The organism is Pseudomonas sp. CBZ-4 (assembly GCF_000346755.1).
Classification (GTDB): domain Bacteria; phylum Pseudomonadota; class Gammaproteobacteria; order Pseudomonadales; family Pseudomonadaceae; genus Aquipseudomonas.
The window spans coordinates 1-25,879 of the sequence record NZ_ANNV01000164.1 but is presented as its reverse complement, the minus strand read 5'-3'; the positions used below and the strand labels follow the sequence as shown (position 1 = coordinate 25,879).

Here is a 25,879-nt window from a genome sequence, read left to right as displayed (position 1 = left end):
CCAGCTCCCACATTTGCTTTTCCCATGGTTCAAGCCCCTCGCCCTCCTTGCCAACAACCTTTTTCCAACCGGAACAAGCTGTTACTGTACCGATCATAAAGCCCAAGCCGCCTGGATCGGATCTCTGACTTGAAGCGTCCCCTCCTTCTACTAATAAGTCTGGCCTTGAGCTTTACCGCGAACGCGACCATTACCGAGAGCCACGGTTATACGCAGTTCGGCGTGCTCAAGTACCCGGCCAAATTCACCCACTTCGATTGGGTAAACCCTGCAGCGCCGAAAGGCGGGACCTTGCGGGTCATGGCATTTGGCACCTTCGACACGCTCAACCCCTACACCTTCAAGGGCTCCAGCCCGGTTTCCACGCCCAATTTCCTGCAATACGGCGTCAATGAGCTGAACGAGCCGTTGATGGTCGGTACTGGCCAGTACGCACCGTCCGGGGATGAACCCACGTCCAGCTATGGCCTGATCGCGCAGTCGGTGGAGTACAGCGAGGACCGCAGCTGGGTGGTGTTCAACCTGCGCCCGGAAGCGCGCTTCCATGATGGCAAGCCGATCACGGCCAATGACGTGGCCTTTTCCTATCGCACCCTGCTGACCGAGGGCCACCCGCAGTACCGCACCAACCTGCAAGAGGTGGCGCGGGTCGATGTGCTCAACCGGCACCGCATCCGCTTTGTCTTCAAGCGTGCCGGCAACCCGTTGCTGATCCTGCGCCTGGGCGAGTTGCCGGTGTTGCCCCAGCACTACTGGAAAGACCGCGACTTCAAGGCCACCACCTTCGAACCGCCACTGGGCAGTGGGCCGTACCGTGTGACCAAAGTCACCCCGGGTCGGCAACTGGTGTTCGAACGGGTCAAGGATTATTGGGGCAAGGACCTGCCGGTCAACCAGGGCTTCTATAACTACGACAAGGTCGAAGTGGAGTTCTACCGCGACAGCGATGTGGCCTTCGAGGCCTTCAAGGCCGGCGAATTCGACATCTATATCGAGCACCAGGCGAAGAACTGGGCGACCGGCTACAACTTCCCGGCGGTCAACCGTGGCGAGGTGATCAAGGCGCAAATCGCCCACCAGATCCCCACACAGAGCCAAGGCCTGTTCATGAACACGCGCCGGCCCACGTTTAGCCAGACCAAGGTGCGTGAAGCCCTGGGGCTGATGTTCGATTTTGAATGGACCAACCGCACCCTGTTCAGCAGCGCCTATAAACGCACCCTGAGCTATTACCCCAACAGCGAATTTTCGGCGACCGGCGTGCCGCTGGGCCATGAATGGCTGCTGCTTTCGCCGTACCGCGACCAGTTGCCGGTGAACCTGTTCACCCAGCCCTTCAGCCTGCCGCAGACCGACGGCCGTGGCATCCCGCGCGAGACGATGCGCCGCGCCCTGGCCCTGCTTGGCGAGGCCGGCTGGAAGCTGTCCGGCCAACGCCTGCTTAACAGTGACGGGCAACCGCTGCGCTTCGAGATCCTGCTGGTCAACCCGAACCTGGAGCGCATCCTGCAGCCCTATGTCGAGAACCTGATCAGCATCGGCATCGACGCGCGCCTGCGCACCGTTGACCGCGCCCAGTACAAGCAGCGCCTGGATCAATTCGACTACGACATGATCCTGATCACCCTCAACCAGACCCTGAGCCCCGGCCTTGAGCAGTGGCAGTACTTCCACTCCAGCCAGGCCGCGATCAAGGGCAGCAAGAACTACGCAGGCATCGCCAACCCGATTGTCGACCACCTGCTGGAACAACTGCTCGCGGCGCAGACCCGCGACGCCCAACTGGCCGCCGGCCGCGCCCTTGACCGGGTGCTGTTGTGGCAGCACTACAGCATTCCCAACTGGTACCTCAACTATCATCGCTTGGCGTACCGCAACCGGTTCGCCTTTGTCACCACGCCGCCCTACAGCCTGGGCCTGAGCGCATGGTGGCTGAAAGCTTCGGAGAAAGCCCAATGACGTATGTGCGCAACGCATTGATCGCCAGCCTTCTGCTGTGCAACCTGGCCCACGCCGCCCCGCAACATGCGCTGACGCTGTACAACGAACCGCCCAAATACCCCGCCAACTTCAAGCACACCGACTACGTCAACCCCGACGCACCCAAGGGCGGCACCTTCCGCGAATCCAGCCTGACCGGCTTTGACAGCTTCAACCCGTTTATCAGCAAAGGCGTGCCCGCCGACAATATCGGCCTGATCTACGACACCCTCGCCACCCAAAGCCTCGACGAACCCTTCACCGAATACGGCCTGGTGGCCGGCAAGATCGAAAAGGCCCCGGACAACAGCTGGGTGCGCTTCTACCTGCGCCCCGAAGCGCGTTTCCACGACGGCCACCCGATGCGCGCCGACGACGTGGTGTTCAGCTTCGAGACGCTGATCAAGGACGGCACCCCGCTCTATCGCACCTACTACGCCGATGTGGACGAAGTGATCGCCGAAGACCCGCTGCGCGTGCTGTTCAAGTTCAAGCGCACCAACAACCGCGAATTGCCGCTGATCCTCGGCCAATTGCCGGTATTGCCGAAACACTGGTGGGCCACGCGCGACTTCAACAAGGGCAACCTGGAATTCCCGCTGGGCAGCGGTCCCTACCAGGTGGCCGAGGTCAAGGCCGGGCGTTCGGTGCGGTACGAGCGGGTCAAGGACTATTGGGGCAAGGACCTGCCGATCAACAAGGGCCTCTACAACTTCGACCAGCGCATCACCGACTACTACCGCGACGCCACCGTGGCGCTGGAGGCGCTCAAGGCCGGCCAGTTCGACTACTGGGCCGAGTTCAGCGCGAAGAATTGGGCCAATGCCTATAACGTGCCGGCGGTGGCCGAAGGTCGCCTGGTTAAGGAAGAGATCCCGAACGGCAACCCCACGGGGATGCAGGGCTTTGTATTCAACGTGCGCAAGCCGATGTTCGAAGACGTGCGTGTGCGCAAGGCCATCAGCCTGTTGCTGGATTTTGAGTGGAGCAACAAGCAACTGTTCAACGGTGCCTACACCCGCACCCGCAGCTACTTCGAAAACTCCGACATGGCCGCCACCGGCCTGCCCGGCCCGGACGAGTTGGCAATCCTTGAACCGCTGCGCGAGAAGATCCCGCCGCAAGTCTTCACGGAAGCCTTCGCCCCGGCCAAGACCGACGGCAGCGGCATGATCCGCGCCCAGCAGCGCGAGGCCTACCAGTTGTTGCAGGAGGCCGGCTGGAAGATCGTCGACGACAAGATGGTCGATACCACCGGCAAACCCGTGACCATCGAGTTCCTGCTGGCCCAGACCGAGTTCGAACGTATCCTGCTGCCGTTCAAGCGCAACCTCGCCGACTTGGGCATCGACCTGGTGATTCGCCGGGTCGATGTGTCCCAGTTCATCAACCGCCTGCGCTCGCGGGACTTCGACATGGTGGTGGGCAGCTTCCCGCAATCGTCGTCGCCGGGTAACGAACAGCGCGAGTTCTGGAAGTCCACCAGCGCCGACAAGCCCGGCAGCCGCAACTATATGGGCCTCAAAGACCCGGCCGTCGATCAACTGGTGGAGCAACTGATCGATTCCGATACGCGTGTCAGCCTGATCGCCCACGCCAAGGCCCTGGACCGTGTACTGCAGTTTGGCTACTACGTGATCCCCAACTGGCACATCAAGACCTTCCGCGTGGCCTATTGGAACAACCTCGGCCATCCAAAGGTTTCGCCGTTGTACGACGTCGGCATCTCCACCTGGTGGAGCAAGCCGAATGTGCAACCGCCGGTTCCCCCCCAGACGAGCGCCGACCCGGCGAGCGGAGGCGATTAAATGCTGGCCTATATCTTTCGCCGCCTGTTGCTGATCATCCCCACGCTGTTCGGGATCTTGCTGATCAACTTCATCATCATCCAGGCCGCCCCCGGTGGCCCGGTGGAGCAGATGATCGCCAAGCTCGAAGGCTTCGACGGCGCCACCAGCCGCATCGCTGGCGGCGGTGCCGAAGTGGCGGTGGCCGGTTCCAGCTACCGTGGCGCCCAGGGCCTGGACCCGGCGCTGATCAAGGAAATCGAGAAGATGTACGGCTTCGACAAGTCGGCGCCGGAACGCTTGTGGATCATGGTCAAGAACTACGCCCGCCTGGATTTCGGCGACAGCTTCTTCCGTGACGCCAAGGTCATCGACCTGATCAAGGAAAAGATGCCGGTGTCCATCTCCCTCGGGTTATGGAGCACGCTGATCATGTACCTCGTGTCGATCCCCCTCGGCATCGCCAAGGCCACGCGCCATGGCAGCCACTTCGACGTGTGGACCAGTTCGGCAATCATCGTCGGTTATGCGATCCCGGCGTTCCTGTTCGCCATCCTGCTGATCGTGGTGTTTGCCGGCGGCAGTTATTTCGACTGGTTCCCGTTGCGCGGGCTCACCTCCAACAACTTCGACGAGCTGAGCTGGGGCGGCAAGATCCTCGATTACTTCTGGCACCTGGCGCTGCCTATCACCGCGTTGGTGATCGGCAACTTCGCCACCATGACCCTGTTGACCAAGAACAGCTTTCTCGACGAGATCAACAAGCAATACGTGGTCACCGCCAAGGCCAAGGGCCTGACCAACCACCGCGTGCTCTACGGCCATGTGTTTCGCAACGCGATGCTGCTGGTGATCGCCGGCTTCCCGTCGGCCTTTATCGGTATCTTCTTCACCGGCTCGCTGCTGGTGGAAGTGATCTTCTCCCTCGACGGCCTCGGCCTGATGAGCTTTGAAGCCGCGATCAACCGCGACTACCCGGTGGTGTTCGGCACGCTGTTTATCTTCACCCTGCTGGGGCTGATCGTGAAACTGATCGGCGACCTCACCTACACCCTGGTCGATCCGCGCATCGACTTCGCCAGCCGGGAGCATTGAGATGAATCTATCCCCCCTCAATCGCCGCCGGTTCGAGCGGTTCAAGGCCAACAAACGTGGCTGGTGGTCGCTGTGGCTGTTCCTGATCCTGTTCGTGCTCAGCCTGGGCGCGGAGTTGATCGCCAATGACAAGCCCCTGGCCGTGCACTTCGACGGCGACTGGTACTTCCCCGCGCTCAAGCGCTACCCGGAAACCACCTTTGGCGGCGAGTTCCCCCTGGAGGCCAACTACAAGAGCCCGTATATCCAGGAGCTGCTCAAGGCCAAGGACGCCTGGACCTTGTGGGCGCCCATCCCGTTCAGCTACCAGAGCATCAACTACGACCTGAAAGTACCGGCGCCCGCGCCGCCGTCCTCGGTCAACCTGCTGGGCACCGATGACCAGGGCCGCGACGTGCTCGCGCGGGTGATCTATGGCTTCCGCGTGTCGGTGCTGTTTGCCCTGACGCTCACCGTGCTCAGCTCGATCATCGGCGTGATCGCCGGCGCCTTGCAGGGCTTTTACGGCGGCTGGGTCGACCTGGCCGGGCAGCGCTTCCTGGAGATCTGGTCCGGCTTGCCGGTGTTGTACCTGTTGATCATCCTTGCCAGCTTCGTGCAGCCCAATTTCTGGTGGCTGCTGGGGATCATGCTGCTGTTCTCGTGGATGAGCCTGGTGGACGTGGTGCGCGCCGAGTTCCTGCGCGGGCGCAACCTCGAGTACGTGCGCGCGGCACGGGCGCTGGGCATGCAGAACGGCGCGATCATGTTCCGCCATATCCTGCCCAACGCGATGGTCTCGACCATGACCTTCATGCCCTTCATCCTCACCGGCGCCATCGGCACCCTCACCGCCCTGGATTTCCTCGGCTTTGGCTTGCCGGCCGGCTCGCCGTCCCTGGGCGAACTGGTGGCCCAGGGCAAATCCAACCTGCAAGCGCCGTGGCTGGGCATGAGTGCCTTTGCCGTGCTGGCGATCATGTTGAGCCTGCTGGTGTTTATCGGCGAGTCCGCTCGCGATGCCTTCGACCCGAGGAAATGAGATGAATCAGGACAATCTGATCGAAATCCGCGACCTCAGCGTCGAGTTTGTCACCGGCGAGCATTCCCACCGCGTGGTCAACAACGTCAGTTTCGATATCAAGCGCGGCGAAACCATCGCGCTGGTGGGCGAAAGCGGCTCGGGCAAGTCGGTGACCGCCCACTCGATCCTGCGCCTGCTGCCTTACCCGTTGGCGCGACACCCGTCCGGCACCATCGAATACGCCGGGCAAGACCTGCTGACCCTGAAAGAAAAGTCCCTGCGCCACATTCGCGGCAACCGCATTGCGATGATCTTCCAGGAGCCGATGACCTCGTTGAACCCGCTGCACTCCATCGAGAAGCAGATCAACGAAGTGCTCGGCCTGCACAAGGGCCTGCAAGGCAGGGCCGCCACCCAGCGCACCCTGGAATTGCTCGATCTGGTGGGCATCCCCGAACCCCACAAGCGCCTCAAGGCCCTGCCCCACGAATTGTCCGGCGGCCAGCGCCAGCGGGTGATGATTGCCATGGCCTTGGCCAATGAGCCGGAATTGTTGATTGCGGATGAGCCGACCACGGCCCTCGATGTCACCGTGCAATTGAAGATCCTGGAATTGCTCAAGGAATTGCAGGCGCGCCTGGGCATGGCCTTGCTGCTGATCAGCCATGACCTCAACCTGGTGCGGCGCATTGCCCATCGGGTGTGCGTGATGCAGAAAGGCTGCATCGTTGAGCAGGCAGAATGCGAAACCCTGTTCCAGGCGCCCCAGCATCCCTACACCCAGGAGCTGCTGGCGGCCGAGCCCAGCGGTGGCCCGGCGACCAATGTGGTGGGCCCGCCGTTGCTGGAAGTCGATGACTTGAAGGTCTGGTTCCCGATCAAGAAAGGCTTCCTGCGCAGCACCGTGGACTACGTCAAGGCCGTGGACGGCATCAATTTCAGCCTGCCCCAGGGGCAAACCCTGGGGATTGTCGGCGAGAGCGGCTCGGGCAAATCCACCCTGGGCCTGGCGATCCTGCGGCTGATCGGCAGCAAAGGCGGCATTCGTTTTGAAGGCCAGCAGCTGGACCAGCTCACCCAGCAACAGGTGCGCCCGCTGCGTCGGGAAATGCAGGTGGTGTTCCAGGACCCGTTTGGCAGCCTGAGCCCGCGCATGTGCGTCAGCGAGATCGTCGGCGAGGGCCTGCGCATTCACAAGATGGGCACGCCGGTGGAGCAGGAAGCGGCGATTATCGCGGCGCTCAAGGAAGTCGGCCTGGACCCGGAGTCCCGCCACCGCTACCCCCACGAATTTTCTGGCGGCCAGCGCCAACGCATCGCCATCGCCCGCGCCCTGGTGCTCAAGCCACGGCTGATCCTGCTGGATGAACCCACCTCGGCGCTGGACCGCACGGTGCAACGCCAGGTGGTGGAATTGCTGCGCAGCCTGCAGGCCAAGTACAACCTGACCTACCTGTTTATCAGCCATGATCTGGCGGTGGTGAAGGCGCTGAGTCATCAGTTGATGGTGGTGAAGCAGGGGCAGGTGGTGGAGCAAGGGGATGCGAAGGCGATCTTTGCCGACCCGCAACATCCCTACACCCGCCAACTATTGGAAGCCGCCTTCCTCGTGCCAGCCTGATACAACACAATTCAAAATGTGGGCACGGTCAATGGTGGGAGCGGGCTTGCCCGCGATTGCAGTGTGTCAGTCGATAGATTCGGCACTGACAGGACGCCATCGCGGGCAAGCCCGCTCCCACATTTGACCGTGACCGCCCAAGCCTCCCAATATCATTTGCGCGCACCCGCGCCCTTTGCTTTAATCGCGACCAATTCTTATTTACGCCAATCCTTTTTGCGCTGGATGGATATTGTGTCGACCTCTTTCACCCACCTCTACGGCACCCACCACAGCTGGCTGCTCGGCCTGTTGCGCCGGCGCCTGAATGACCGCTGGGATGCCGCCGACCTGGCCCATGACACCTTCATCCGCATCCTCAACCGCCCACCCAGCGAGACCGATCACCTGCGCCAGCGCTCCTACCTGGCCACCATCGCCCGGGGTTTGTGCATCGATCACTGGCGCCGTCGCCAACTGGAAAAAGCCTGGCTCGACAGCCTGGCCCTGCGCCCGCAAGACACGCAGCCGTCACCGGAACAGCGCGCGATCATCGTCGAGACCCTCTACGAAGTGGACGCCATGCTTGCGCGCCTGCCGAAGAATGTCAGAGAAGCCTTCCTGCTCGCCCAGCTCCACGGCCTGCGCTACCAGCAGATTGGCGAACAGCTGGGCGTGGGCGAGCGCATGGTCAAGAAATACATGGCCCAGGCCCTGCTGCACTGCGCGATCCTCGAAGCCGAACTGGACGGGATGCTGGTGCAATGACCACCCCCGGCACACTCAGCCATGCCAGCCTGGAACAGGCGGCGCAATGGTACGTGCGCTTGCAGGCCCCAGGCAGCGCCCAGGAACAGCTGCGCTGGCAGGCCTGGGTTGTGCAGAACCCCGAGCACTTGGCCGCCTGGCAGTATGTGGAGCGCGTCAGCCAACGCTTTGCGCCGCTGCTGGAGCAACCGCAAAGCGCCGGCCGGGCCTTGCGCAGTTCCCGTCGGCAAACCCTCAAGACTTTGCTCGTGCTGTGCGGCGGTTCGACACTGGCCTGGGGCGCCTGGCGCAACACCGCCCTGCCCCGGCGGGTGGGCGGTTGGAGCGCGGACTACGCCACCACCCGAGGCGAAACCCGCGATGCGTTGCTGGCCGACGGCAGCCATGTGTGGCTCAACGCGTTGACGGCGCTGGATGTGCGCTTCGATAGCGCCCAACGCCTGTTGCAGCTGCGCTTTGGCGAGGTGCTGATCGACACCGCGAAGGACGCCCACCGGCCGTTCCTGGTGGACACCGAACACGGTCGCCTGCAAGCGCTGGGCACGCGGTTCAGTGTGCTGCACACCGAACACCGCACCCAACTCAACGTCTTCGACGGCCGCGTGCAGGTCAGCACCCTCGACGGGCCAGTGCGTATTATCGAAGCCGGCCAGCAAGTGTGGTTTACCCGCGAACACATCGACAGTACCGCCACCGCGTCCCCCGCCCGTGAAGCCTGGAGCCACGGCGTGCTGCTGGCCGACAACCTGCCGCTGGGCCAACTGATCGCCGAACTCAACCGCTACAGCCCCGGCCACCTCGGCTGTGATCCGGCGGTGGCGCAGTTGCCGGTGATGGGTTCGTTCCCGCTCAAGGACAGCGACCACGCCTTGCACCTGCTGCAAGCCGCGCTGCCGATTCGCCTCGACAGCCCGCTCCCCTGGTGGATCACCGTCGTTCCCAAATAAAAAATCTGCACGCGCCAGTTCCCCTTTTGAACACTCGTCCGGTTAACCCTGCAGACGCTTTCAATTCGCCGTTCGATCTGATTCAAAGGGAACCCTTCATGTCGCAACCTGCTCGTTTCGCGCTGCGCCCCTTGGCGCTGGCCACCTCACTGTTTTGCCTCGGCGTCCCCACGGCGTACGCCGCCGAGCCGGACGTCACCCAGCACGCCACGCGCAACTACCGCATCGCCGGCGGCTCTCTGGTCAGTGTGTTGAACAGCTTCGCCGCGCAATCGGGCATTTTCATCGCCGGCCATAACAGCCTCGCCGCCGGCAAGACCAGCCCCGGCTTGAATGGCAATTACACCGCAGCCAGCGGCTTGCAGCGCCTGTTGCAAGGCAGCGGTTTGCAGGCGCTGCCCCAAGGCAACAACGGTTACGTGCTTGAACTGATCCCGGCCAACACTGGCGCGCTGGAGTTGGGCGCCACGACGATTTCCGGCGAGCAACTGGGCGCCATCACCGAAGACAGCCATTCCTACACCACCGGGTCCATGGCCTCGGCCACCGGCCTGCCGCTGTCGATGCGCGAAACCCCGCAGTCGGTCACCGTGATCACCCGCCAGCAAATGGATGACCAAGGCTCCAACAGCATCGCCGACACCCTGCGCCGTGCCCCCGGCATCAGCGTGCAGAACTACGACAGCGAGCGCTGGGAGTTTTCCGGGCGCGGCCTGCCGATCACCAACTTCCAGTACGACGGCGTCAACTCGACCTACGACGGCGTGTACGACTACGGCACCACCAGCACCGACATGGCGGTGTACGACCACCTGGAAATCATCAAGGGTTCCGCCGGTTTGCTCAGCGGCTCCGGCGACCCGTCGGCCACGGTCAACCTGATCCGCAAAAAACCCACCGCCGCCTTCAAGGCCTCGGTCACACAGACCTTTGGCTCGTGGGACAACTACCGCACCGAAGGCGATATCTCCGGACCGCTGACCGAGTCGGGCAATGTGCGCGGGCGGTTTGTCGGCGTGTATCAGGATCGCCAGTCCTACCTGGACCACTACCAGAACACCAAGGACATCGCCTACGGCATCCTCGAAGCGGACCTCACGCCCGACACCCTGCTGACCTTTGGCATCGACCAGCAAAACACCCGCTCCCGTGGCGCCACCTGGACCGGGTTCCCGATGTTTTTCAGCGACGGCTCGCGCACGAACTTCTCGCGCTCGTTCAACCCCGCCGCCGACTGGAGCCGCCGCGACTTCACCAACCAGACTATCTTTGCCTCCGTGCAACAGAAACTGGCCAACGACTGGTCGCTCAAAGTCAGCCTCGACCGCAAGCGCAGCCAGCATGACACCCTGCTCGCCTCCGCCAGCGGCGGCAACCCGGACCCAGTGACGGGCGACGGCATGTACATGTTCATGGGCAAGTACAAGGGCGACCAGGTGCAAAACACCCTGGACATCAACGTCAGCGGCCCCTTCAGCCTGCTGGGGCGCGAGCACGAGTTGATCATGGGCTTCATGGCCACCCGCTCGAAACAGGACGTGCCGGTGTACGGTTCGGTCTATCCACCGGTCGGCGGCAGCATCTTTGACTGGCACGGCGAGTACGCCAAGCCGGACATCCCCCGCAGCGGCCAGAACGACATCGTGCAGCGCCAGACCGGCGCGTACCTGGCCACGCGCCTGAAACCCACCGACGACCTGTCGGTGATCCTCGGCGCACGGGTCAACACTTTCAGCGGCACCGACACCACCGACTTCTACGACCCGACCCAGGCCGACAACCGCACCACCTATCAGCAGAGCGGCGTGGTCACGCCGTACGCCGGGCTGGTCTACGACCTCAACGACACCTGGTCGGCCTACACCAGCTACACCCAGATCTACCGCCCGCAAACCAGCAAGGACGCCGACCGCAAGCTGCTCGACCCGGTGGAAGGCAACACCTACGAAGCCGGCCTCAAGGCGGCGTTCTACGACGGCCGCCTGAACGCCAGCTTTGCCGTGTTCCGCATCGAGCAAGACAACGTCGCCCAGTACGTTTCCGGGTTTGATACCGACTCGGTGTACCGCGCGATTGCCGGCGCCACCACCAAGGGCTTCGAAGCCGAACTGTCCGGCGAAGTGCTCGACGGCTGGAACGTCTCCGCCGGCTACACCTACCAGCACACCCGCGATGCCGAGGACGGCTACGTCTACAGCTCGGTGCTGCAAACCACCACCCCGCAGCAGGTGGTGCGCCTGTTCAGCTCCTATCGCCTGCCCGGCGCCCTGGATAAGGTCACCGTGGGCGGCGGCGTGAACTGGCAGAGCGAGTTCTTCGGCAACGTGTTCCAGCCCAACCCGAATGACAGCGTCAACGGCGGCGACTACGCGCGCATCACCCAGGACAGCTACTACCTGGTAGACCTGATGGCGCGCTACCGCTTCAACGAACACCTGAGCACCACGCTGAACGTGAAGAACCTGTTCGATAAAAAGTACTACACGGGCCTGGGCAATTTCGGCACCGGTTTCTACGGTGAGCCGCGCAGCCTGCAATTGGCCACGCGCTGGGACTTCTGACGCCTACAGCCGTGGCGGAGAGCCGCCACGGCAACCGCTGAACCGCCTGCTGTCGGCCTGCCCCCCATTGACGCAAACATGGGGTTTACGCCACGACAGGAGGCTGTCCCATGGATGGACCACGTATCAGCAAACGCTCCCCCGATGATTTTTCCAGCCCGTCAGCCAGCGCCCGCTACTCGGCCCTGGTGTTGAGCGTACGCGATGACCTGCGCAAGCAAGGGGACAAGGAACTGATCGGCCAACTGCTGATCGCACTGAACACCCCACCCGACCAGCCACCTCCCGCCGCGACCCACCCGATCATCGTGTCCGAGCTGTCACTGTTGGGCCAATGGGCCGAAGTGTTTCGCAAGGCCTTCAATCAATCGGAGTTACTGGACTGGGCGGACCGGCGACGGCTCGACTTCACGACGCTGCGGATACGCAACGGCATGCTGGAAGGCAAAGTGCTCGGCCAGCCTACCGTCTACCGTTTTACCCTCGCCGACGCATCCGGGTGGTGGAGGGTCTCCAGCGTACTGGCGTTCGTCAGCCAACTGCTGGACCCGGCCGGACTGGGCATGCCATACATCGGCGAGCGCGTGGACAACCTCGCGCGCACTCTGTCCCTGGATCGGGTCCTGGCCTTCTACGGCTACCCCATGCCCGAGAACCGCCTGCAAGCACAATTGATGGTTGACGAACTGCAAACCGCCCAGGCCTTTCCCGCGATTGATGAGGCGGGCAAAAACCGCTCGCTGGCCCATGCAGAACGTGACCAGCAGCGACTCGACTACCAGCAGGTGGCCGATGCGCTGCAAGCCCTGGATCGGTTCGACAGCCTCGCGCTGTTCCGTACCCGGTTGCACCTGGCGTCCGACTCACTGCTGGCTCGCACCTTGAAGGAAGCCGCGCTGCGGCTGAAAGTGATTGTCGAAGACAACATCATCGAGGGCCTGCAAGCGGCTGCCGCGGAGTACTACTACGACCACCTCAAGCAGGTGGTCCAGGTGCTGCCCAGGCGCGAAGCCGGGGAAATCCGCAGCCGCGAACTGCGCCCGAAAACACCCCACACCCGCTGGGAAACCCTGAACCGCCTCGCGATCAAGCTGGGCACGGACATCTACCCCGATCACAGCCTGAGCATCGCCGCGTGTTTGAAGGCGTACAACATTGAACGCCCCATCAGCCCAGCAGCGCTGGCGAACCTGATCACACGCCTGCGGCAATGGCCCACGCTGCCGGCGCCCACGCTCTTCGCCGATGCGCGCAGCCTGCGCGAGCGCTTTGATTACAGCCAGCATGTCGGGTTTCTCAATGATCGCCACGCCATGCGCAAGGGGCTGTATGACGCCATCCGCCACGGCACATTGAAAGGCCCCCTGGGGCTGGATGGGATTGTCACGGTTGACGCAGATGATGTTCCCGTCACGTTGAAGCCGGGACGTGAGCGCTTGCAGGCCCTCGTCGCCCAGCCCGAGTTCGCCGCCCTGCGCGAAAAACACGGCATCGACCCCAACAGTCACATCTTGCTCAATGTTGAAGCGGGCATTGGCGGCAGAAACCTGGAGGGCGAGTGGCAATCACTGACAGCCGAGGTACTGGCCGACAACAAGCTCGGCCCCATGCTGCGCAAGTTGCTGCCATTGGCCATACGCTTGGGTGGTCAACTGCGTACCAACGATGCGGTCAGCCTGCACCAGGCGCTGCTGCTGTACGGTCACACCCTGCCGCAGACCCTGGAGGAGGCACGCCTGACCGCACAACGCCTGGCGATTGGCGTGCCCTTGCGCTTGAAAGAAAACGACTACTGGCGCGCCCTGTCGCCGGCCCTGGAGTTGCAGCCGATTGCCTGGACCCTGTCCGACACCGACCGGCAACGGGCACTGAACCTCGGCCGCCAGTTCCTTCCAGAAGGTGAACCGCACCTGTTCGGCTACCTGGCCCAACCGGTACTGGACGGCAAGTCGCCAGTGGACATCCGCGCCGAAGCCGACCTGCTATTGATCCGCCTGATCGCGTCGCCACGGGCCCAGCAATTGGCCGCTCAACTGGCCACGGCCCTGCAACGGCACGGTGTTGATGCAACCGAAACCAGCGGCCACGCCAGCCGCAGCGCGCTGGTTTGGGCCGCCCTGATTCTGAGCCTGGAGCCGGACGTCGATACGCAACCTGCGCATATCAACCGCCTGGACTGGACAGGCACGTTTTTCTGGGGCGAGTCGGTTGGGTTCGTCCGTCGGCAATTGGAACACAGCTTTACCCGCCTCGAGCCCGGCCAGGCCGCGCTCGCGGCGCACTTGATACTCTGTGGCCGCGCGCCGCACCTGTTGGTGCGCGACATACCCGACTCGCTGCCCTACCTGGCGACCCAAACGTGGACCCTGTTCCAGCAGTATGCAACCTACCTGGAAGACCGCATGCCAGGCGCGGCACGTCAATTTTCCTATGCCGAAATCATGTACATGGCTCATCTGCCGCCCGCGGGCAAATGGGGGCGGTTCCTGCAAGGCCCCCTGACCGCCCCGGCCATCCAGATGTGGGCGGTGACCAATGGTCTGTTGCAGCGACAGCAACGCTACAGCGTCGAACAGACCAATGCCGCGATCGCCGCGCTCAATGCCTTGCGCGCAAGGTTGCACGCGGCCACGGCGGCCTTTGCCGCCCCCATACCGGCGCGGCGTGACATCGCCCTTCAAGCCTTGAAAAAAACCTTCCCGCAGACATCAATGCTGGATGAACTGGTACTGATGAGGGTGGCGCAGGACGCGGACATGTCCGAAGACCGCGGGGCTGACAACGTCCCGCCCGACGCCAGATATTCCTTCGTTGATCTGTACATGGCCAATCAGTTGGACGTGACGGCCCAGCACTGGCACTCCGCCGACCCACGTATCAAGTACCACGAACTGGCGCCACGCTTCGACCAATTGACCGCGTTCCACTCCGTGTTCCTGCAATCCTTCGACGACCACCTGCAGCGCTTGCAAACCGCCTTTGTCGACTACCTGCTGGATGCCTTGCCGGGGCTGACACTGCCGTGGCGCGAAGCACTGGAGTTCGGCAAGGTGGAATTTTTCGCATTGCGCTACGGCACCGAGCCTGACGCGACGTTCGGCCTGATCGTCTGCGCCAGTTTCTACCGCGACCGCCATGTGTACGAATGCTTCCCCAGGCACCTGCTGATGCGCGCTCGACATGATCTGGAGTACGACACCCTGGCGCTGGCGGCAGACTCGCCAGATCAGGATGTTTCAACCTTGGCGCTCGACTGGCCGGCGTATGCCTCGGGCGTCGAACCCGTCGAAGTGAACGCTGTGAGCCATGCCCCCGGCGTCCGCATCCGCCGCCTCGACGATCTGCTGCCCGCCGTCGGGACCTTGCCGGAAGCGGACGCCGACGGCCACCGTATTCCACGCAGCCTGGACTCACCGCGCTCCCGTGCCGTGGTGAAAATCATCGTCGAGCGCCACTACCTGCAAGGCGCCGCCAAACTGAAGGAAAGCGCGGCGCAGGTACAGACGCTGGAACAGGTCAGTCGCGACGAAGACCCTTGGGCCGAGTACCTGCGCGAGGTCATACTCGCCACCCACTGAAGCCTTGAACAACGGCCGGTTATAGATGAGTCTACGCACTGGTTCTTTTGGAGCACTGCGCCATGTCCTCGCCCGCAAGCCCGGCGGCCCCCTGTTTCTGGCGTGATGCGGCGCTGCCGTTTATCGAGGCGCGCACCATCGCCGACGGACGCAAGGTCACCTATACCCGGCACGCCCATGAGCATTTTTCCATCGGCGCGGTGACCCACGGGCGCAGCTACTACCACTATGGTGTCGAGACGTTTGAGATCAGCGCCGGCACGGTGGTGCTGATGAACCCCGGCGATGTGCACGCGTGCAACCCGATCCAGAATGAGCACTGGTCCTATCAGATGCTGTACCTCGATACGCCCTGGCTGACCGACCTGCAGTACCAGTTGGGTTTCAGTACCGATCAGGGCTACCGAGCGTTCAGTACGCCCTACACCCGTGATCCGGTGCTGTACGACGGCCTGCTCGAACTGTACGCGATCCTGGTGGACGAGCATGCCGAACACCTGCATAAACAGAGCGCGCTGGTGAGTTACTTCAGTGAAGTCCAACAGCGCCTCAACCCCGCCGAAGCGCCGTTGCGCGAGGTCAACCACAAGCTGGAACGGGCCGCCGAATACATCCGCGCGCAGTGCACCCAAGCATTGAAACTGGAGGACATCTGCCTCGCCGCCGAGCTGTCGCCGTCTTACCTGATCCGCGCGTTCAAGCAGTACTACGGGTTCACGCCCCACGCTTTTCTGGTGAACCAGCGCATCCAGTTTGCCCGCACGCAACTGCGCCAGGGCGAGTTGATCGCCGATGTGGCCCTGGCCGCAGGGTTTGCCGACCAGGCGCATTTCCAACGGGCCTTCAAACAGCATTTCGCCGCGACGCCCGGGCAGTACCGCGACGTGCTCAAGCCATCAGCAAATAACCCACACTGGCCACCAGCAACGCGGCCATTGAGCGGTTGAACACACGCACGCCCTGAGGGTTATCCAGGTAGCGACGCAGGAAGGTGCCGGCATAGGCCCAGCACGCCACTGACAGGTAGCAGATCACCAGGTAGAGCGCCGCAAACAGCCACACCTGGCGCGCGTCGCCATCTGCGACAAACAAGCCCATCCCGGCCACACACGCCAGCCAAGCCTTGGGGTTGAGCCATTGCATGATCGCGCCATAGAGCATCGAGGGTGCCGTGGCGCGGCCCTCGGCATTGAGCCGGCCATCGTCCATCGCCAGCTTCCAGGCCATGTACAGCAGGAAGGCGACCCCGCCCCACTGGATCAACTGCGTCAACAGCGGCCAACGCACCAGTACTTCATGCAGCCCCAAGCCGATCAACACCAGCAGCAAGGTAAAACCCGCAGCGGCGCCAAACACGTGTTTCTGGCTGGCGGCGAAACCGAAGCGCGCCCCGGTACTCAGGGCGACCACGTTGACCGGTCCCGGCGTGATAGAGGTGGCCAGGGCGAAGGCGGCCATGGAGATGATCAAGCTCATTGCGATTCCCTTTTTGTCATGACGCAGAAGATGGCGTCACGGTAAAGGGCGCGTCACGGGCGGTATTGCACAAAATGCCCCTCGGGGCATTCACGTCTAAGGCGCTGGCACCTGGGTGACGATATCGTCGAGACCTAGTACCCGGCCATCCTCGGACAGGATCTCAACCTTGCGCAACGGTTTGAGCGAGCGCGCATCCAGTAGCCGCGTACCGCCCCACTCAGGTTCGGTGTGGGCCTCGCCCCATTGCGCCAGGGTCACCAGTACCGGCATCAGCGCACGGCCCTTGTCGGTCAACTGGTACTCGCTGCGCGCGCCGACTTCAAGGGTTTGCAGCAAGCCTTGCTCGACCATGTCCTTGAGCCGCGTGGCCAGAATATTTTTGGCCACGCCCAGGTGCTTCTGAAAATCACCGAAACGCGTCACGCCGGCAAACGCGTCGCGGATTATCAGCAACGTCCACCAGTCGCCCACCACGTCCAGGGCGCGAGCCACCGGGCAGCCATCGCCCTCCAGGCATTTGCGTTTCATTGTCGGGCCTCCGGCCGTCGGGAAAATATGGTTGCATTATAGGACCTGGACGCTCAGGATAAAAACGGTTTCATCATTAAACCTAATTCGCAGCGTGGAGTTCAGCATGGACATTCGTGGAAAAGTGGTACTGGTCACCGGCGCCAATCGTGGCCTGGGCAAAGCGTTCGTCACTGCGCTGCTCGAAGCCGGCGCGGCCAAGGTCTACGCCGGCGCGCGCAACCCTGCCAGCGTGGACATTCCAGGCAGCACGCCGATCGCCCTGGACATCACCGACGCCGCCAGCGTGCAGCACGCCGCGCAGCAGTGCCGCGACGTCAGCGTGGTGATCAACAACGCGGGCTTTCTCCAGTACGGCTCGTTGCTGGCCGAAGACAGTGTCGAGAACCTGCAGCAGCACTTTGACGTGAACACCTTTGGCACCTTGCGCGTAAGCCGCGCGTTCGCACCGATCCTTGCCGGCCAGGGCGGCGGCGCGCTGATCAACGTCCTCTCGGTACTGAGCTGGCTGAGCCCGCCGGGGACGGGTGGCTACAGCACGTCCAAGTCCGCCCAGTGGGGCTTGACCAACGGCCTGCGCGGCGAGTTGCGCGCACAGGGCACCCTGGTCATCGGCGTGCACCCCGCCTACATCGACACCGACATGGTCGCCGAGGTGCAGGCGCCGAAAAGCACGCCCCAGGAAGTGGTCGCACTCACCCTGCAAGCCCTGGCCGAGGACCGCGAAGAAGTGCTGGTCAGCGACACCAGTCACGGGGTGAAGGCATCGCTGTCCACCGACAGCCCGGTGTACCTCAGCCATTGATCAAGGACACGTGCGTGCCCACCCCGGCACGCACGCCTTCGGCCACTGCCAACGCCACGGAACCGGCGGCGAGGGACGCATCGCCACAGGCAAACACGCCGGGGACGGAGGTCTGGCGGGTTTCGTTGGTGTCCACATAAGGGCCCGTGGGGCCATCGAGCCTTGCGCAGCCCAACTGTTCGACCAGCGGGCTGATTCGCGTGCGCGGCAGCGTGAACAGGCCATCCAGGCTGAAAACCCGGCCGTCTTCCAGCTCCACATCGGCACGCTCACCGCTGATGCGGCGCACCGCGCCACTTTCCCAGTTGACGCCACGCCGCGCCAACTGCGCCCGTTGCTCGGCATCCGGGGTGAACATGCCGTTGGTGAACAACGTGGTCGGCCCCCAGTCCGGCAGCATCAGCGCGTGATGCATCGCCAGCGCGGAGCTGGCCAATACGCCGATGCGCCCTTGTTCCAGCTCATAACCATGACAGTAGGGGCAATGGAACACCCGGGAGCCCCAGCGCTCCTGCAGGCCCTCGACAGCGGGCAGCTCGTCCACCACACCGGTCGCGAGGATCAGGCGGCGGGCGTCAAATTCGCCGTTGCATTGGGTGCTGACGCGAAACCCGTCCGCCTGGCCATGGGCCTTGAGTACGCTGTCCTGCACCCAGCTCACTGTCGGGTACTCCATCAGTTGGCTGCGCCCCTCGGCGGCGATAAGGTCGGGCGCCTGGCCGTCCTGGCCGAGAAAACCATGGGAAGTCGCGGCAAACCGGTTGCGTCGCTGCCCCGCATCGATCACCAGCACCTTGCGCCGCGCCCTTGCCAGTTGCAGGCCCGCAGACAGGCCGGCATAACTGCCGCCCACGATAATGACGTCATACAGCATGATGGGTGCCTCCGTGTTTTTCTGCGCCAGGGGGTCCTTGCGCTATCACGGCACACCATAAGTTACATGAAAATACAGCGTCAAGAGTCTCGCAACTTTTTAGGTTACGAACGATACTTCGCAGCGAATCGACCCTGAGGTTTTTTGATGAGAAACGACACCCGGCTTTCGCGCATGCTGCACGTGCTGATCCATATGGGCCGCCATGAAGAACGCGCGACCTCGGAGACCATCGCACAGATGCTCGGCACCAACCCGGTGGTCGTGCGGCGCACGCTCGGGTTGCTCAAGGAGAAGGGTTATGTACGCTCGGAAAAGGGCCACCAGGGCGGCTGGACACTGGGCAAACCCTTGAGTGAAATCACCTTGCTGGATATTCACCGCGCCCTGGGCACACCGTCGATCTTTGCCATCGGCCTGTCCACCGACCACCCGGAATGCCTGGTGGAACAGGCGGTGAACGCCGCCCTGACCGACGCCTTCGAACAGGCCCAGGCCCTGCTGTTGCAGCGCCTGGGCGATGTCAGCCTGGCGCAGTTGGCCGAGGACTTCGATGAGCGCTATCGTGTAGCAATGCTGCCTTAGCGCTGGGCCGGAATGCGGATATCGCCCTCGCGGCAGGTGCTCTTCACGGTGCGCGGGCAGCCGGCGAACGCCAGGTCCTTGGTCAGGCACACGCGCACTTCCGACAACACCTTGCCCTTGCAGATCACCGCCAGGCCATGGTTGCCCATGCGCGGGTTGCTCTCGCGAAACAGCGCCTCGATCTCACGGGCCGGCAACGCAGGTGGGGTATTGAACGGCTGCAGCTGCGGCGGGATAACGACCACGCCGAGCGCCTCGTCGGTCTTGTCCAGGTAGTCCAACGGCGCAAGCCCGGAACAGGTGCCATGCTTGGCCCATTCATGCTTGAGCAGCGCACGGGTCGGGAACAGCGCCGCGCCCTTGTTCATTTCCTCGCGGGTCAACCGTGCCTGCGGGGCACATGATGCCGGCCAGCCACCCCGCGCGTACTGCGGCCACAAACCGTGCAGCACAAAACCATAGCCTTTGCCCGAACACTGCTCGTTGTCCGGGTGCGTCAGGCAAAACGTCGGTGACCACGACAGCGACAGCACATAAAAATCAAACTCCCCCGGCGTCCCTTGGCTACGCGGGGCGGCGGCTGCACTTGTGGCCATGACCAGCCACAACACCATCCAGTATTTCATTTGTCGGCTTCCTTGAAAAAACTCACCCTATTGCGCCTACCCGGGATGATGGGGGTTACGTTGTAGCACCTTGTCGAGGATCCGGTCGGTCTTCAACGCCTCGATGGCCAACGACGGATGCTCCGCCTCACCGCGGATATGCGCGTTCATGCCCTGCACGTGATGCCACTGGATATGGGCATGACAAGGCACCTCAAGCACCTCGTTTGTCTCGCCTGCAAGCCGCAACGGTTGATCGTCGAACACTGAAAACTCGATGCGGCCTCGGCTGCCGATCAACTCGACGCGGTCTTCACGACGGTCCGCGACAAAGTTCCAGCAGCCCATGCCCAGTGCGCCCGAGGCGAAACGCCAGCTGGCGGTCACTGCATCTTCGGCGGCGTAACGACCCTCCTGGCGCGACGTAAAACCGGCCACTTCAATGATGTCCCCCGCCAGATACTGGAACAGGTCGAAGCCATGGCTCGCCAGGTCGGCAAAATAGCCACCACCGGCAATCGTCGGGTCAGTGCGCCAGTTGGCTGCGCTGGCATCTTCGGCGGCAGGCGGTTTGCACAGGGTCCAGGTCAGGTGGCGCAACTCGCCGATGCGCCCTTCCCGCAGCCAATCCCGCACCTGCTGGAAGCGCGGCAGCGAGCGGCGGTAGTAGGCGACGAACAGATGCAAGCCGGCGCGCTCGAAGGTGCGTTGCATCAGCGCACTTTGCTCGGCATTCATCGACATGGGTTTCTCGACACAGCAATGCTTGCCGGCCGCCGCCACCATCAGGCTGTACTCAAGGTGGCTGGCGGGCGGCGTGGCGATGTACACCGCGTCCACTTCAGGGTCGTTGATCAGCGCGTGGGCGTCGGTGTAGAAGCGGGCAATGCCATGGCGTGCGGCGTAATCGCGCACGGCCTCTTCACGACGCCCCATGACAGCCACCAAGGCTGAACCGGGCACTTTGTAGAAAGCGGGACCACTCTTCAACTCGGTGACGCTGCCACAACCGATCATGCCCCAACGGACGGTGTTCATCTGTTTACCTTGTGCGTTTTCATCAAGGGCGCAGTATCCACATCCCCCGAGGCCCACGCCACAAGCGCGTAACCTGACAATCACCGCGTGCAGAAGCGCAACCCTCGCGCCCCCTGTACCTCCCGTGTTGGAGCCCCGAGGGTGAATATCGGACTGCAAAACCTTGTAATGAAATAGTCGACTGCTAGCACCCGTCTCCGTCACCTGCAGCCTTCATTTTCGCCCTGTCTTGGCCTGCCCGCGCACATACAACGCTTCCACGAGCTGCTGGCGCTCATCCTGGGGCAACGTAGTGGCGAACTGTGCCAGCGTCGTGTCCACCAGCGCGCGCAAGGCCATATCGGCTGCGCGGGCCTTGGCCAACTCAGCCACCAATACGTCACGGTCCAGTGTCGGCGCCTGCAGTTGCTGGATCACCCCAAGCCGGGCTTCGCGTCCGGCCATGATCAACGGCTGGCTGTCGGCGCGATTGTGCCGCAACAGGTAGCGCAGTTCCCTGCGGCGATCAGGCGGCAACTTGAACATCGCCTGGCGCAAGCCATGCTGGTTGACCATGGCTTCGACGGGTTTGGCCGTCGCCATCCAATGGTAGAGACCACCGCCCACGCCACCGATCAAAAACACGTTGAGCAACACCGATACCGCCAACCACGGTTTAAGGGACTTGGTCGTCATTGTTCGGTTTCCTCGGCGTTAACGCTAAACACCACTTCCGCATCCCCCTGATCGAAGACGCTGGGCAGCACTTCGGAGGACAGCATCGGCAGCGGCACGCTCATCGAAGCCACCAACACCCCGGCGGCGATGCCGGCAATGCCCACGCCCACCAGGCCGGCGGGTGATAGCCAACTGGCATGCCGCGACAGAAATGACGCCCGTCGCGGTGCGGATTGGCGAATCTGCCGGACCAGCACCGGATCGGTCTGTAGCACGGCGTGCCCGTCCAGTTGCGTATCCAGCCCAGCGGCCTCGTGCAAGGCCTGGCGGGCGCTGGGGTTGCCGCTGTCGAGCAGGGCCTGGGCTGGCCCCTGTTCAGCCAGCGGCCAGCGATGCAGGCTGGCCCCGTAGGCATCAGCCAAATAAGCGAATCGTTCAGGCGTCATGGTTTTTCCCTTCCTGGGCGGGCAAGCCCTGGTGTATCGGCAAGTCTATTGCGCAACTGGCGGCGAGCCCGTGACAGCAGGCTCTCCAGTGCCTCGACGCTGATCTCCATCAGGGCCGCGGCGTCGATGTTCGACAGCTCCTGGTAATACTGCAGCACGATCGCTTCGCGCTGGCGTTCGGGCAATGCGGCCAACGCAGCGGCCATCCGTGCGCTGCGGTCAGCGGCTTCAAGGTGTTCGTCGGGCGACGGCGCGGTGTCGGCCAGTTGCAGCGCCTCATCTTCGTGCAGCGGGCGCTCCTTGCGCCGGCGCAAACGGTCCCGGCACAGGTTCAGCGCCACCCGGTGCAACCAGGTATCAAAACGCGCCTCCCCGGCGCGCCAGTTGGCCGCCTGGCGCCAGATCCGCAGGAAACTCTCCTGGGCCACGTCCCTGGCCTCGTCGGCATCCCCCAGGATCCGACTGGCGAGCGCCAGCAAACGCGGGAGTTTGCGCGTCACCATTTCGTTGACGGCCGCAGGCTCGTTGTTGCCGATACGTGCCAGCAGCTCAACGTCCGGATCAGTGTCTTTCAATCGGCTAATTCTCGGTCCGCAGGCTAAGTAGCAGGTCTCAACGCATCCAACGGCCTTCACGCCAGTACCAGTTGGGGCCACGGGATTCCCAGTGGCCCGGCTGCCAGCGCGCATTGCGCATCACCGGCTGCCAGTGCCCCGGCACCCAGGCATAGGCGCCGCGCTGCCACCCCCAATGGCCACGGTCCCAGGCGTAACCCGGGCGCCCGGCGGGGATCACCTCGACACGCTCCACCGGCGGCGCCTGACGAATGATGACTTCGGTCTGGGCAAACGTCGGGGTGCTGACAAGCGCCGCAAAAACCAGCGGGACCAGCAAGGCATAGCGCAATTGGGCCAGTGTGCTCATGGCAACTCCTTCATGCGGCGGACGAAAATGTCCGCGGCTGATGGATTGAACGGCGGGTGCCGGAAAATCCGTCGCGAGGGTGCGCAGATTGTTCCGCAAGTGCGTGAAGGGCAGTATTGCCCAGGGGATGGCAGCGCTGGATGAAATGTTTGAAAGGCGCGCGACGGATTTAGGCGGCCGAGTGCGTTAAAGGAATAACGCCGCACACACCCAGAGGAAATACCATGTCCCGTCGCCTATCCATGCTGGTTGCCGCCCTGCTGATCGCCAGCCTCAGCGGCTGCGTGATCCTGCCCGAACACCGCCATTGCTGCTGGCGCTACTACGGCGCGGTCACAACCACCACAGACACCGTCAACAGCTAACCGACCGCCGCAAAACCCCGGCGCCCGGCCTTGATCTCGGTGCGCAGCTCACCAATCAGGTTTGAGATGGAGCGGATGCTGTCCAGACCTTCGGGCGACACGCGGGTCAGCAACAGGTCGACGCGCCCGGACACCGGCTCGAACACGCTGATGCGCAGCGAGCCGTCGCCATTAAGGGTGCAGTCGCAGGCCAGTGGCAGAAAACCCACGGCCATGATGCGATTGAGTTCGATGATGGAAATCATGATAAGCCCCCGTCCCTGGGTTCTACCCTGCTGGTTGGATTCGACCAGAGTAGTTGAGGTTTGGGCGCATCTGGAGAATTAATGCAAAAGTGTTAGCCACGCCGCATTTTGCCCGAAAAACGCTGGCCCGCTGGCGTCAGAAACCCAGCACACGACCTCTCGTCTGCTACCACGGCGAAGGCTTGACTCCCACCCGCGATCACCAGACGCTCTTGGCTTTTCGCCACCTCCCGAGCAGCCGCCCATGAGCATCGTCCCCCCGAGCCAGCCCGACAGCGATGTGTACAAAACCCTGCTGGAATCGACCAAGGCCATCCCCTGGCGCATCGACTGGCAGACCATGACCTTCAGCTATATCGGCCCGCAGATCGAAACGCTGCTGGGCTGGACGCCACACAGCTGGGTCAGCGTGGATGACTGGGTCGAACGCATGCACCCGGATGATCGCGAATACGTGGTGAATTTCTGCGTGTCGCAATCCCGCGCAGGCGTGGACCACGAAGCCGACTATCGCGCACTGACGGTGAACGGCGACTACGTGTGGATTCGCGATGTGGTGCATGTGGTGCGCAAGGACGGCGAAGTCGAAGCGCTGATTGGCTTCATGTTCGATATCAGTGAGCGCAAGAAGACCGAAGAGCACCTGATCCGCCTGCAGAAACAACTGGAAGAATATTCCTTCCAGGACGGCCTCACCGGCATCGCCAACCGCCGCATGTTCGACACCGTGCTGGAGCGCGAATGGATCAGTGCCCAGCGCAGCCAGCTGCCGCTGTCGCTGATCATTCTCGATATCGACTTTTTCAAGCAGTACAACGACCACTACGGCCATATCAAGGGCGACGAATGCCTGCGCCAGGTGGCCAACACCCTCTCGCAAGCGGCCAACCGCCCCCGGGACTTTATCGCGCGCATCGGCGGTGAAGAGTTTGTGTGGCTGTTGCCGGAAACGGACGCCGCATCGGCCAAACTGGTCGCGCAACGCTGCCTCCATTTGATACGTCAGCAGCAGATCGAACACGGGTTTTCCCCGGTCTCGAAATGGCTCAGCCTGAGCCTTGGCGTGGGCACCCACACCGTGACACCCAACAGCGCAATGCTGGGGTTTGTCGAACAGGTCGATAAGTTGCTGTACCAGGCCAAACGCAATGGACGCATGCGCGCGGAGTTTGCCGCTATTGAAGTTTGACGCCGGGGTCAAATCGCGGGCAAAAAAAATCCCAAGTAGCTGATGGAAACTTGGGATTTAAAAATGCATAAACCGTGGGAGGTGAACGCCCGGCTATAGTAGCGATTGTAAAAAGCTGTAACAAGTAAAAATCAATCCTTTCGTCGGATTAAAACAGCCGTAAGTCATTCAATAACCACATGTTTTTTAAGGTGGCCGGGTATATGAGTGCCACTTTTTGGTGCAAGTAAGGGGATACTTGCGCCTTATATTCCCCCTTATAAAAGATGGTTATTGACTCATCCGACCTGACACTTCACTACGATTGCTCTCGCAACTGTCGCCCAGTTTCAAGCCACCGGACGCGGCGGCACCGGCCATACGTTCCACCTGCTGGCAGAGCAACAACCGCTCAGCCGCCTCGGCCCGCTGGCGATCCGCGTTGGCGTTGATATGCATGAAGTAACCGCCCAGCAGCAGCGCGACACACAGCACGCCGACCGCGAAGTGGCGCAGGCTGTTGGGTGATGAAGGCTCTGGCTGGTACATGGTCCGGCAACGACCTGCTCTATTTGCGACGAAGCGTGCAATTGTATGCAAATAGAAACACAGCAATTGTCGTGGTTTTGTAAACCGCCTCGCTAGAGGGTCACAGGTTTGGCAGCAGTCCCTGTTAGCCCTATCCAAGCATAGGTATCTACACAACTACTGGACCTGACAAAACCCGAAGCTCTGGCTCTGGCGTTGGCGTTGGCTTTGGCTTTGGCTTTTCAGCTTTTGATCTTAGGCGCCCCGTCAACCACGCTGGCCGAACGCAGGCTTGAATCCGTGGGTAACCCGG

Annotated in this window: 25 protein-coding genes; 14 read left to right on the top strand and 11 right to left on the bottom strand. The window is 62.6% G+C overall.

From position 1 onward, the window contains the following. Positions 1-129: 129 nt before the first annotated feature. The 10 genes from B348_RS0123960 (at position 130) to B348_RS0123915 (ending at position 16,266) form a co-directional block, all read left to right on the top strand. The gene (locus B348_RS0123960; RefSeq protein WP_026137020.1) at positions 130-1,959 is read left to right on the top strand and encodes an extracellular solute-binding protein; all 1,830 of its coding nucleotides are present in this window, start codon (positions 130-132) and stop codon (positions 1,957-1,959) included. Then, positions 1,956-3,788 (top strand): extracellular solute-binding protein, encoded by a 1,833-nt coding sequence (locus B348_RS0123955; RefSeq protein ID WP_017738567.1) that lies wholly within the window; start codon positions 1,956-1,958, stop codon positions 3,786-3,788. The genes B348_RS0123960 and B348_RS0123955 overlap by 4 nt, the downstream gene beginning before the upstream one ends. Continuing rightward, the gene (locus B348_RS0123950) at positions 3,789-4,862 is read left to right on the top strand and encodes a microcin C ABC transporter permease YejB (RefSeq protein WP_017738566.1); all 1,074 of its coding nucleotides are present in this window, start codon (positions 3,789-3,791) and stop codon (positions 4,860-4,862) included. 1 nt (position 4,863) lies between these two features. Continuing rightward, positions 4,864-5,883, top strand: coding sequence for an ABC transporter permease (locus tag B348_RS0123945; RefSeq protein WP_017738565.1), 1,020 nt, complete (start codon positions 4,864-4,866; stop codon positions 5,881-5,883). Position 5,884: 1 nt separating this feature from the next. Continuing rightward, a complete protein-coding gene (locus B348_RS0123940; RefSeq protein ID WP_017738564.1) occupies positions 5,885-7,486 on the top strand; it encodes an ABC transporter ATP-binding protein in 1,602 nt (533 codons plus the stop codon). A gap of 225 nt (positions 7,487-7,711) precedes the next feature. Then, complete coding sequence (locus B348_RS0123935; RefSeq protein WP_017738563.1) at positions 7,712-8,233, top strand: sigma-70 family RNA polymerase sigma factor; 522 nt, start codon at positions 7,712-7,714, stop codon at positions 8,231-8,233. Next, a complete protein-coding gene (locus B348_RS0123930; protein WP_017738562.1) occupies positions 8,230-9,180 on the top strand; it encodes a FecR domain-containing protein in 951 nt (316 codons plus the stop codon). Before B348_RS0123935 ends, B348_RS0123930 begins: the two co-directional genes overlap by 4 nt. Before the next feature lie 98 nt (positions 9,181-9,278). Continuing rightward, positions 9,279-11,741, top strand: a complete 2,463-nt coding sequence (locus B348_RS0123925; protein ID WP_017738561.1) for a TonB-dependent siderophore receptor — start codon at positions 9,279-9,281, stop codon at positions 11,739-11,741. 110 nt (positions 11,742-11,851) lie between these two features. After that, complete coding sequence (locus B348_RS01000000130285; protein WP_017738560.1) at positions 11,852-15,319, top strand: hypothetical protein; 3,468 nt, start codon at positions 11,852-11,854, stop codon at positions 15,317-15,319. A 62-nt stretch (positions 15,320-15,381) separates the two neighbouring features. Then, positions 15,382-16,266, top strand: a complete 885-nt coding sequence (locus tag B348_RS0123915; protein ID WP_017738559.1) for an AraC family transcriptional regulator — start codon at positions 15,382-15,384, stop codon at positions 16,264-16,266. Here B348_RS0123915 and B348_RS0123910 read toward each other — a convergent pair. Then, entirely contained in the window at positions 16,208-16,795 is a 588-nt protein-coding gene (locus tag B348_RS0123910) for a LysE family translocator (RefSeq protein ID WP_017738558.1), read from the bottom strand. The genes B348_RS0123915 and B348_RS0123910 overlap by 59 nt on opposite strands. A 96-nt stretch (positions 16,796-16,891) precedes the next feature. Beyond that, on the bottom strand, positions 16,892-17,326 hold the full coding sequence (locus B348_RS0123905) for a helix-turn-helix domain-containing protein (RefSeq protein ID WP_017738557.1): 435 nt from the start codon (positions 17,324-17,326) through the stop codon (positions 16,892-16,894). A 106-nt stretch (positions 17,327-17,432) separates the two neighbouring features. Here B348_RS0123905 and B348_RS0123900 point away from each other — a divergent pair, with 106 nt between their 5' ends. Next, a complete protein-coding gene (locus B348_RS0123900) occupies positions 17,433-18,131 on the top strand; it encodes an SDR family oxidoreductase (protein ID WP_017738556.1) in 699 nt (232 codons plus the stop codon). On the opposite strand, the gene B348_RS0123895 is transcribed toward B348_RS0123900, so the two are convergent. Further along, positions 18,121-19,005: an NAD(P)/FAD-dependent oxidoreductase gene (locus tag B348_RS0123895; RefSeq protein ID WP_017738555.1), complete on the bottom strand. Its 885-nt coding sequence runs from the start codon at positions 19,003-19,005 to the stop codon at positions 18,121-18,123. The two genes, B348_RS0123900 and B348_RS0123895, sit on opposite strands and share 11 nt — an antisense overlap. 147 nt (positions 19,006-19,152) lie before the next feature. On the opposite strand from B348_RS0123895, the gene B348_RS0123890 reads away from it, so the two are divergent. Further along, a complete protein-coding gene (locus tag B348_RS0123890) occupies positions 19,153-19,590 on the top strand; it encodes an Rrf2 family transcriptional regulator (protein ID WP_026137019.1) in 438 nt (145 codons plus the stop codon). On the opposite strand, the gene B348_RS0123885 is transcribed toward B348_RS0123890, so the two are convergent. The 6 genes from B348_RS0123885 to B348_RS0123860 all read right to left on the bottom strand — a co-directional run bounded on the left by B348_RS0123885 (position 19,587) and on the right by B348_RS0123860 (position 23,260). Further along, positions 19,587-20,216: a ribonuclease T2 gene (locus tag B348_RS0123885; RefSeq protein WP_017738553.1), complete on the bottom strand. Its 630-nt coding sequence runs from the start codon at positions 20,214-20,216 to the stop codon at positions 19,587-19,589. The genes B348_RS0123890 and B348_RS0123885 overlap by 4 nt on opposite strands. A gap of 36 nt (positions 20,217-20,252) precedes the next feature. Further along, complete coding sequence (locus tag B348_RS0123880) at positions 20,253-21,233, bottom strand: Gfo/Idh/MocA family protein (protein WP_017738552.1); 981 nt, start codon at positions 21,231-21,233, stop codon at positions 20,253-20,255. A gap of 213 nt (positions 21,234-21,446) precedes the next feature. Next, complete coding sequence (locus tag B348_RS0123875; RefSeq protein ID WP_017738551.1) at positions 21,447-21,908, bottom strand: periplasmic heavy metal sensor; 462 nt, start codon at positions 21,906-21,908, stop codon at positions 21,447-21,449. Beyond that, a complete protein-coding gene (locus B348_RS0123870; RefSeq protein ID WP_017738550.1) occupies positions 21,905-22,336 on the bottom strand; it encodes a hypothetical protein in 432 nt (143 codons plus the stop codon). The genes B348_RS0123875 and B348_RS0123870 overlap by 4 nt, the downstream gene beginning before the upstream one ends. Beyond that, positions 22,333-22,911, bottom strand: coding sequence for an RNA polymerase sigma factor (locus tag B348_RS0123865; RefSeq protein ID WP_017738549.1), 579 nt, complete (start codon positions 22,909-22,911; stop codon positions 22,333-22,335). The genes B348_RS0123870 and B348_RS0123865 overlap by 4 nt, the downstream gene beginning before the upstream one ends. Positions 22,912-22,948: 37 nt before the next feature. After that, positions 22,949-23,260 (bottom strand): YXWGXW repeat-containing protein, encoded by a 312-nt coding sequence (locus tag B348_RS0123860; protein ID WP_017738548.1) that lies wholly within the window; start codon positions 23,258-23,260, stop codon positions 22,949-22,951. Positions 23,261-23,484: 224 nt separating this feature from the next. Between B348_RS0123860 and B348_RS1000000131815 the strand changes: the two genes are divergently transcribed. Then, positions 23,485-23,625 (top strand): hypothetical protein, encoded by a 141-nt coding sequence (locus tag B348_RS1000000131815; RefSeq protein WP_177325352.1) that lies wholly within the window; start codon positions 23,485-23,487, stop codon positions 23,623-23,625. Here B348_RS1000000131815 and B348_RS0123850 read toward each other — a convergent pair. Further along, positions 23,622-23,870 carry a DUF1652 domain-containing protein gene (locus tag B348_RS0123850; protein ID WP_017738546.1) on the bottom strand — a complete coding sequence of 83 codons (249 nt, stop codon included), beginning with the start codon at positions 23,868-23,870 and terminating at the stop codon, positions 23,622-23,624. The two genes, B348_RS1000000131815 and B348_RS0123850, sit on opposite strands and share 4 nt — an antisense overlap. Before the next feature lie 244 nt (positions 23,871-24,114). On the opposite strand from B348_RS0123850, the gene B348_RS0123845 reads away from it, so the two are divergent. Further along, complete coding sequence (locus B348_RS0123845; RefSeq protein ID WP_017738545.1) at positions 24,115-25,059, top strand: sensor domain-containing diguanylate cyclase; 945 nt, start codon at positions 24,115-24,117, stop codon at positions 25,057-25,059. A gap of 270 nt (positions 25,060-25,329) precedes the next feature. Here the strand turns inward: B348_RS0123845 and B348_RS01000000130280 are convergent, their stop codons facing one another. Continuing rightward, positions 25,330-25,587 carry a hypothetical protein gene (locus B348_RS01000000130280; protein ID WP_017738544.1) on the bottom strand — a complete coding sequence of 86 codons (258 nt, stop codon included), beginning with the start codon at positions 25,585-25,587 and terminating at the stop codon, positions 25,330-25,332. Positions 25,588-25,879: the final 292 nt, after the last annotated feature.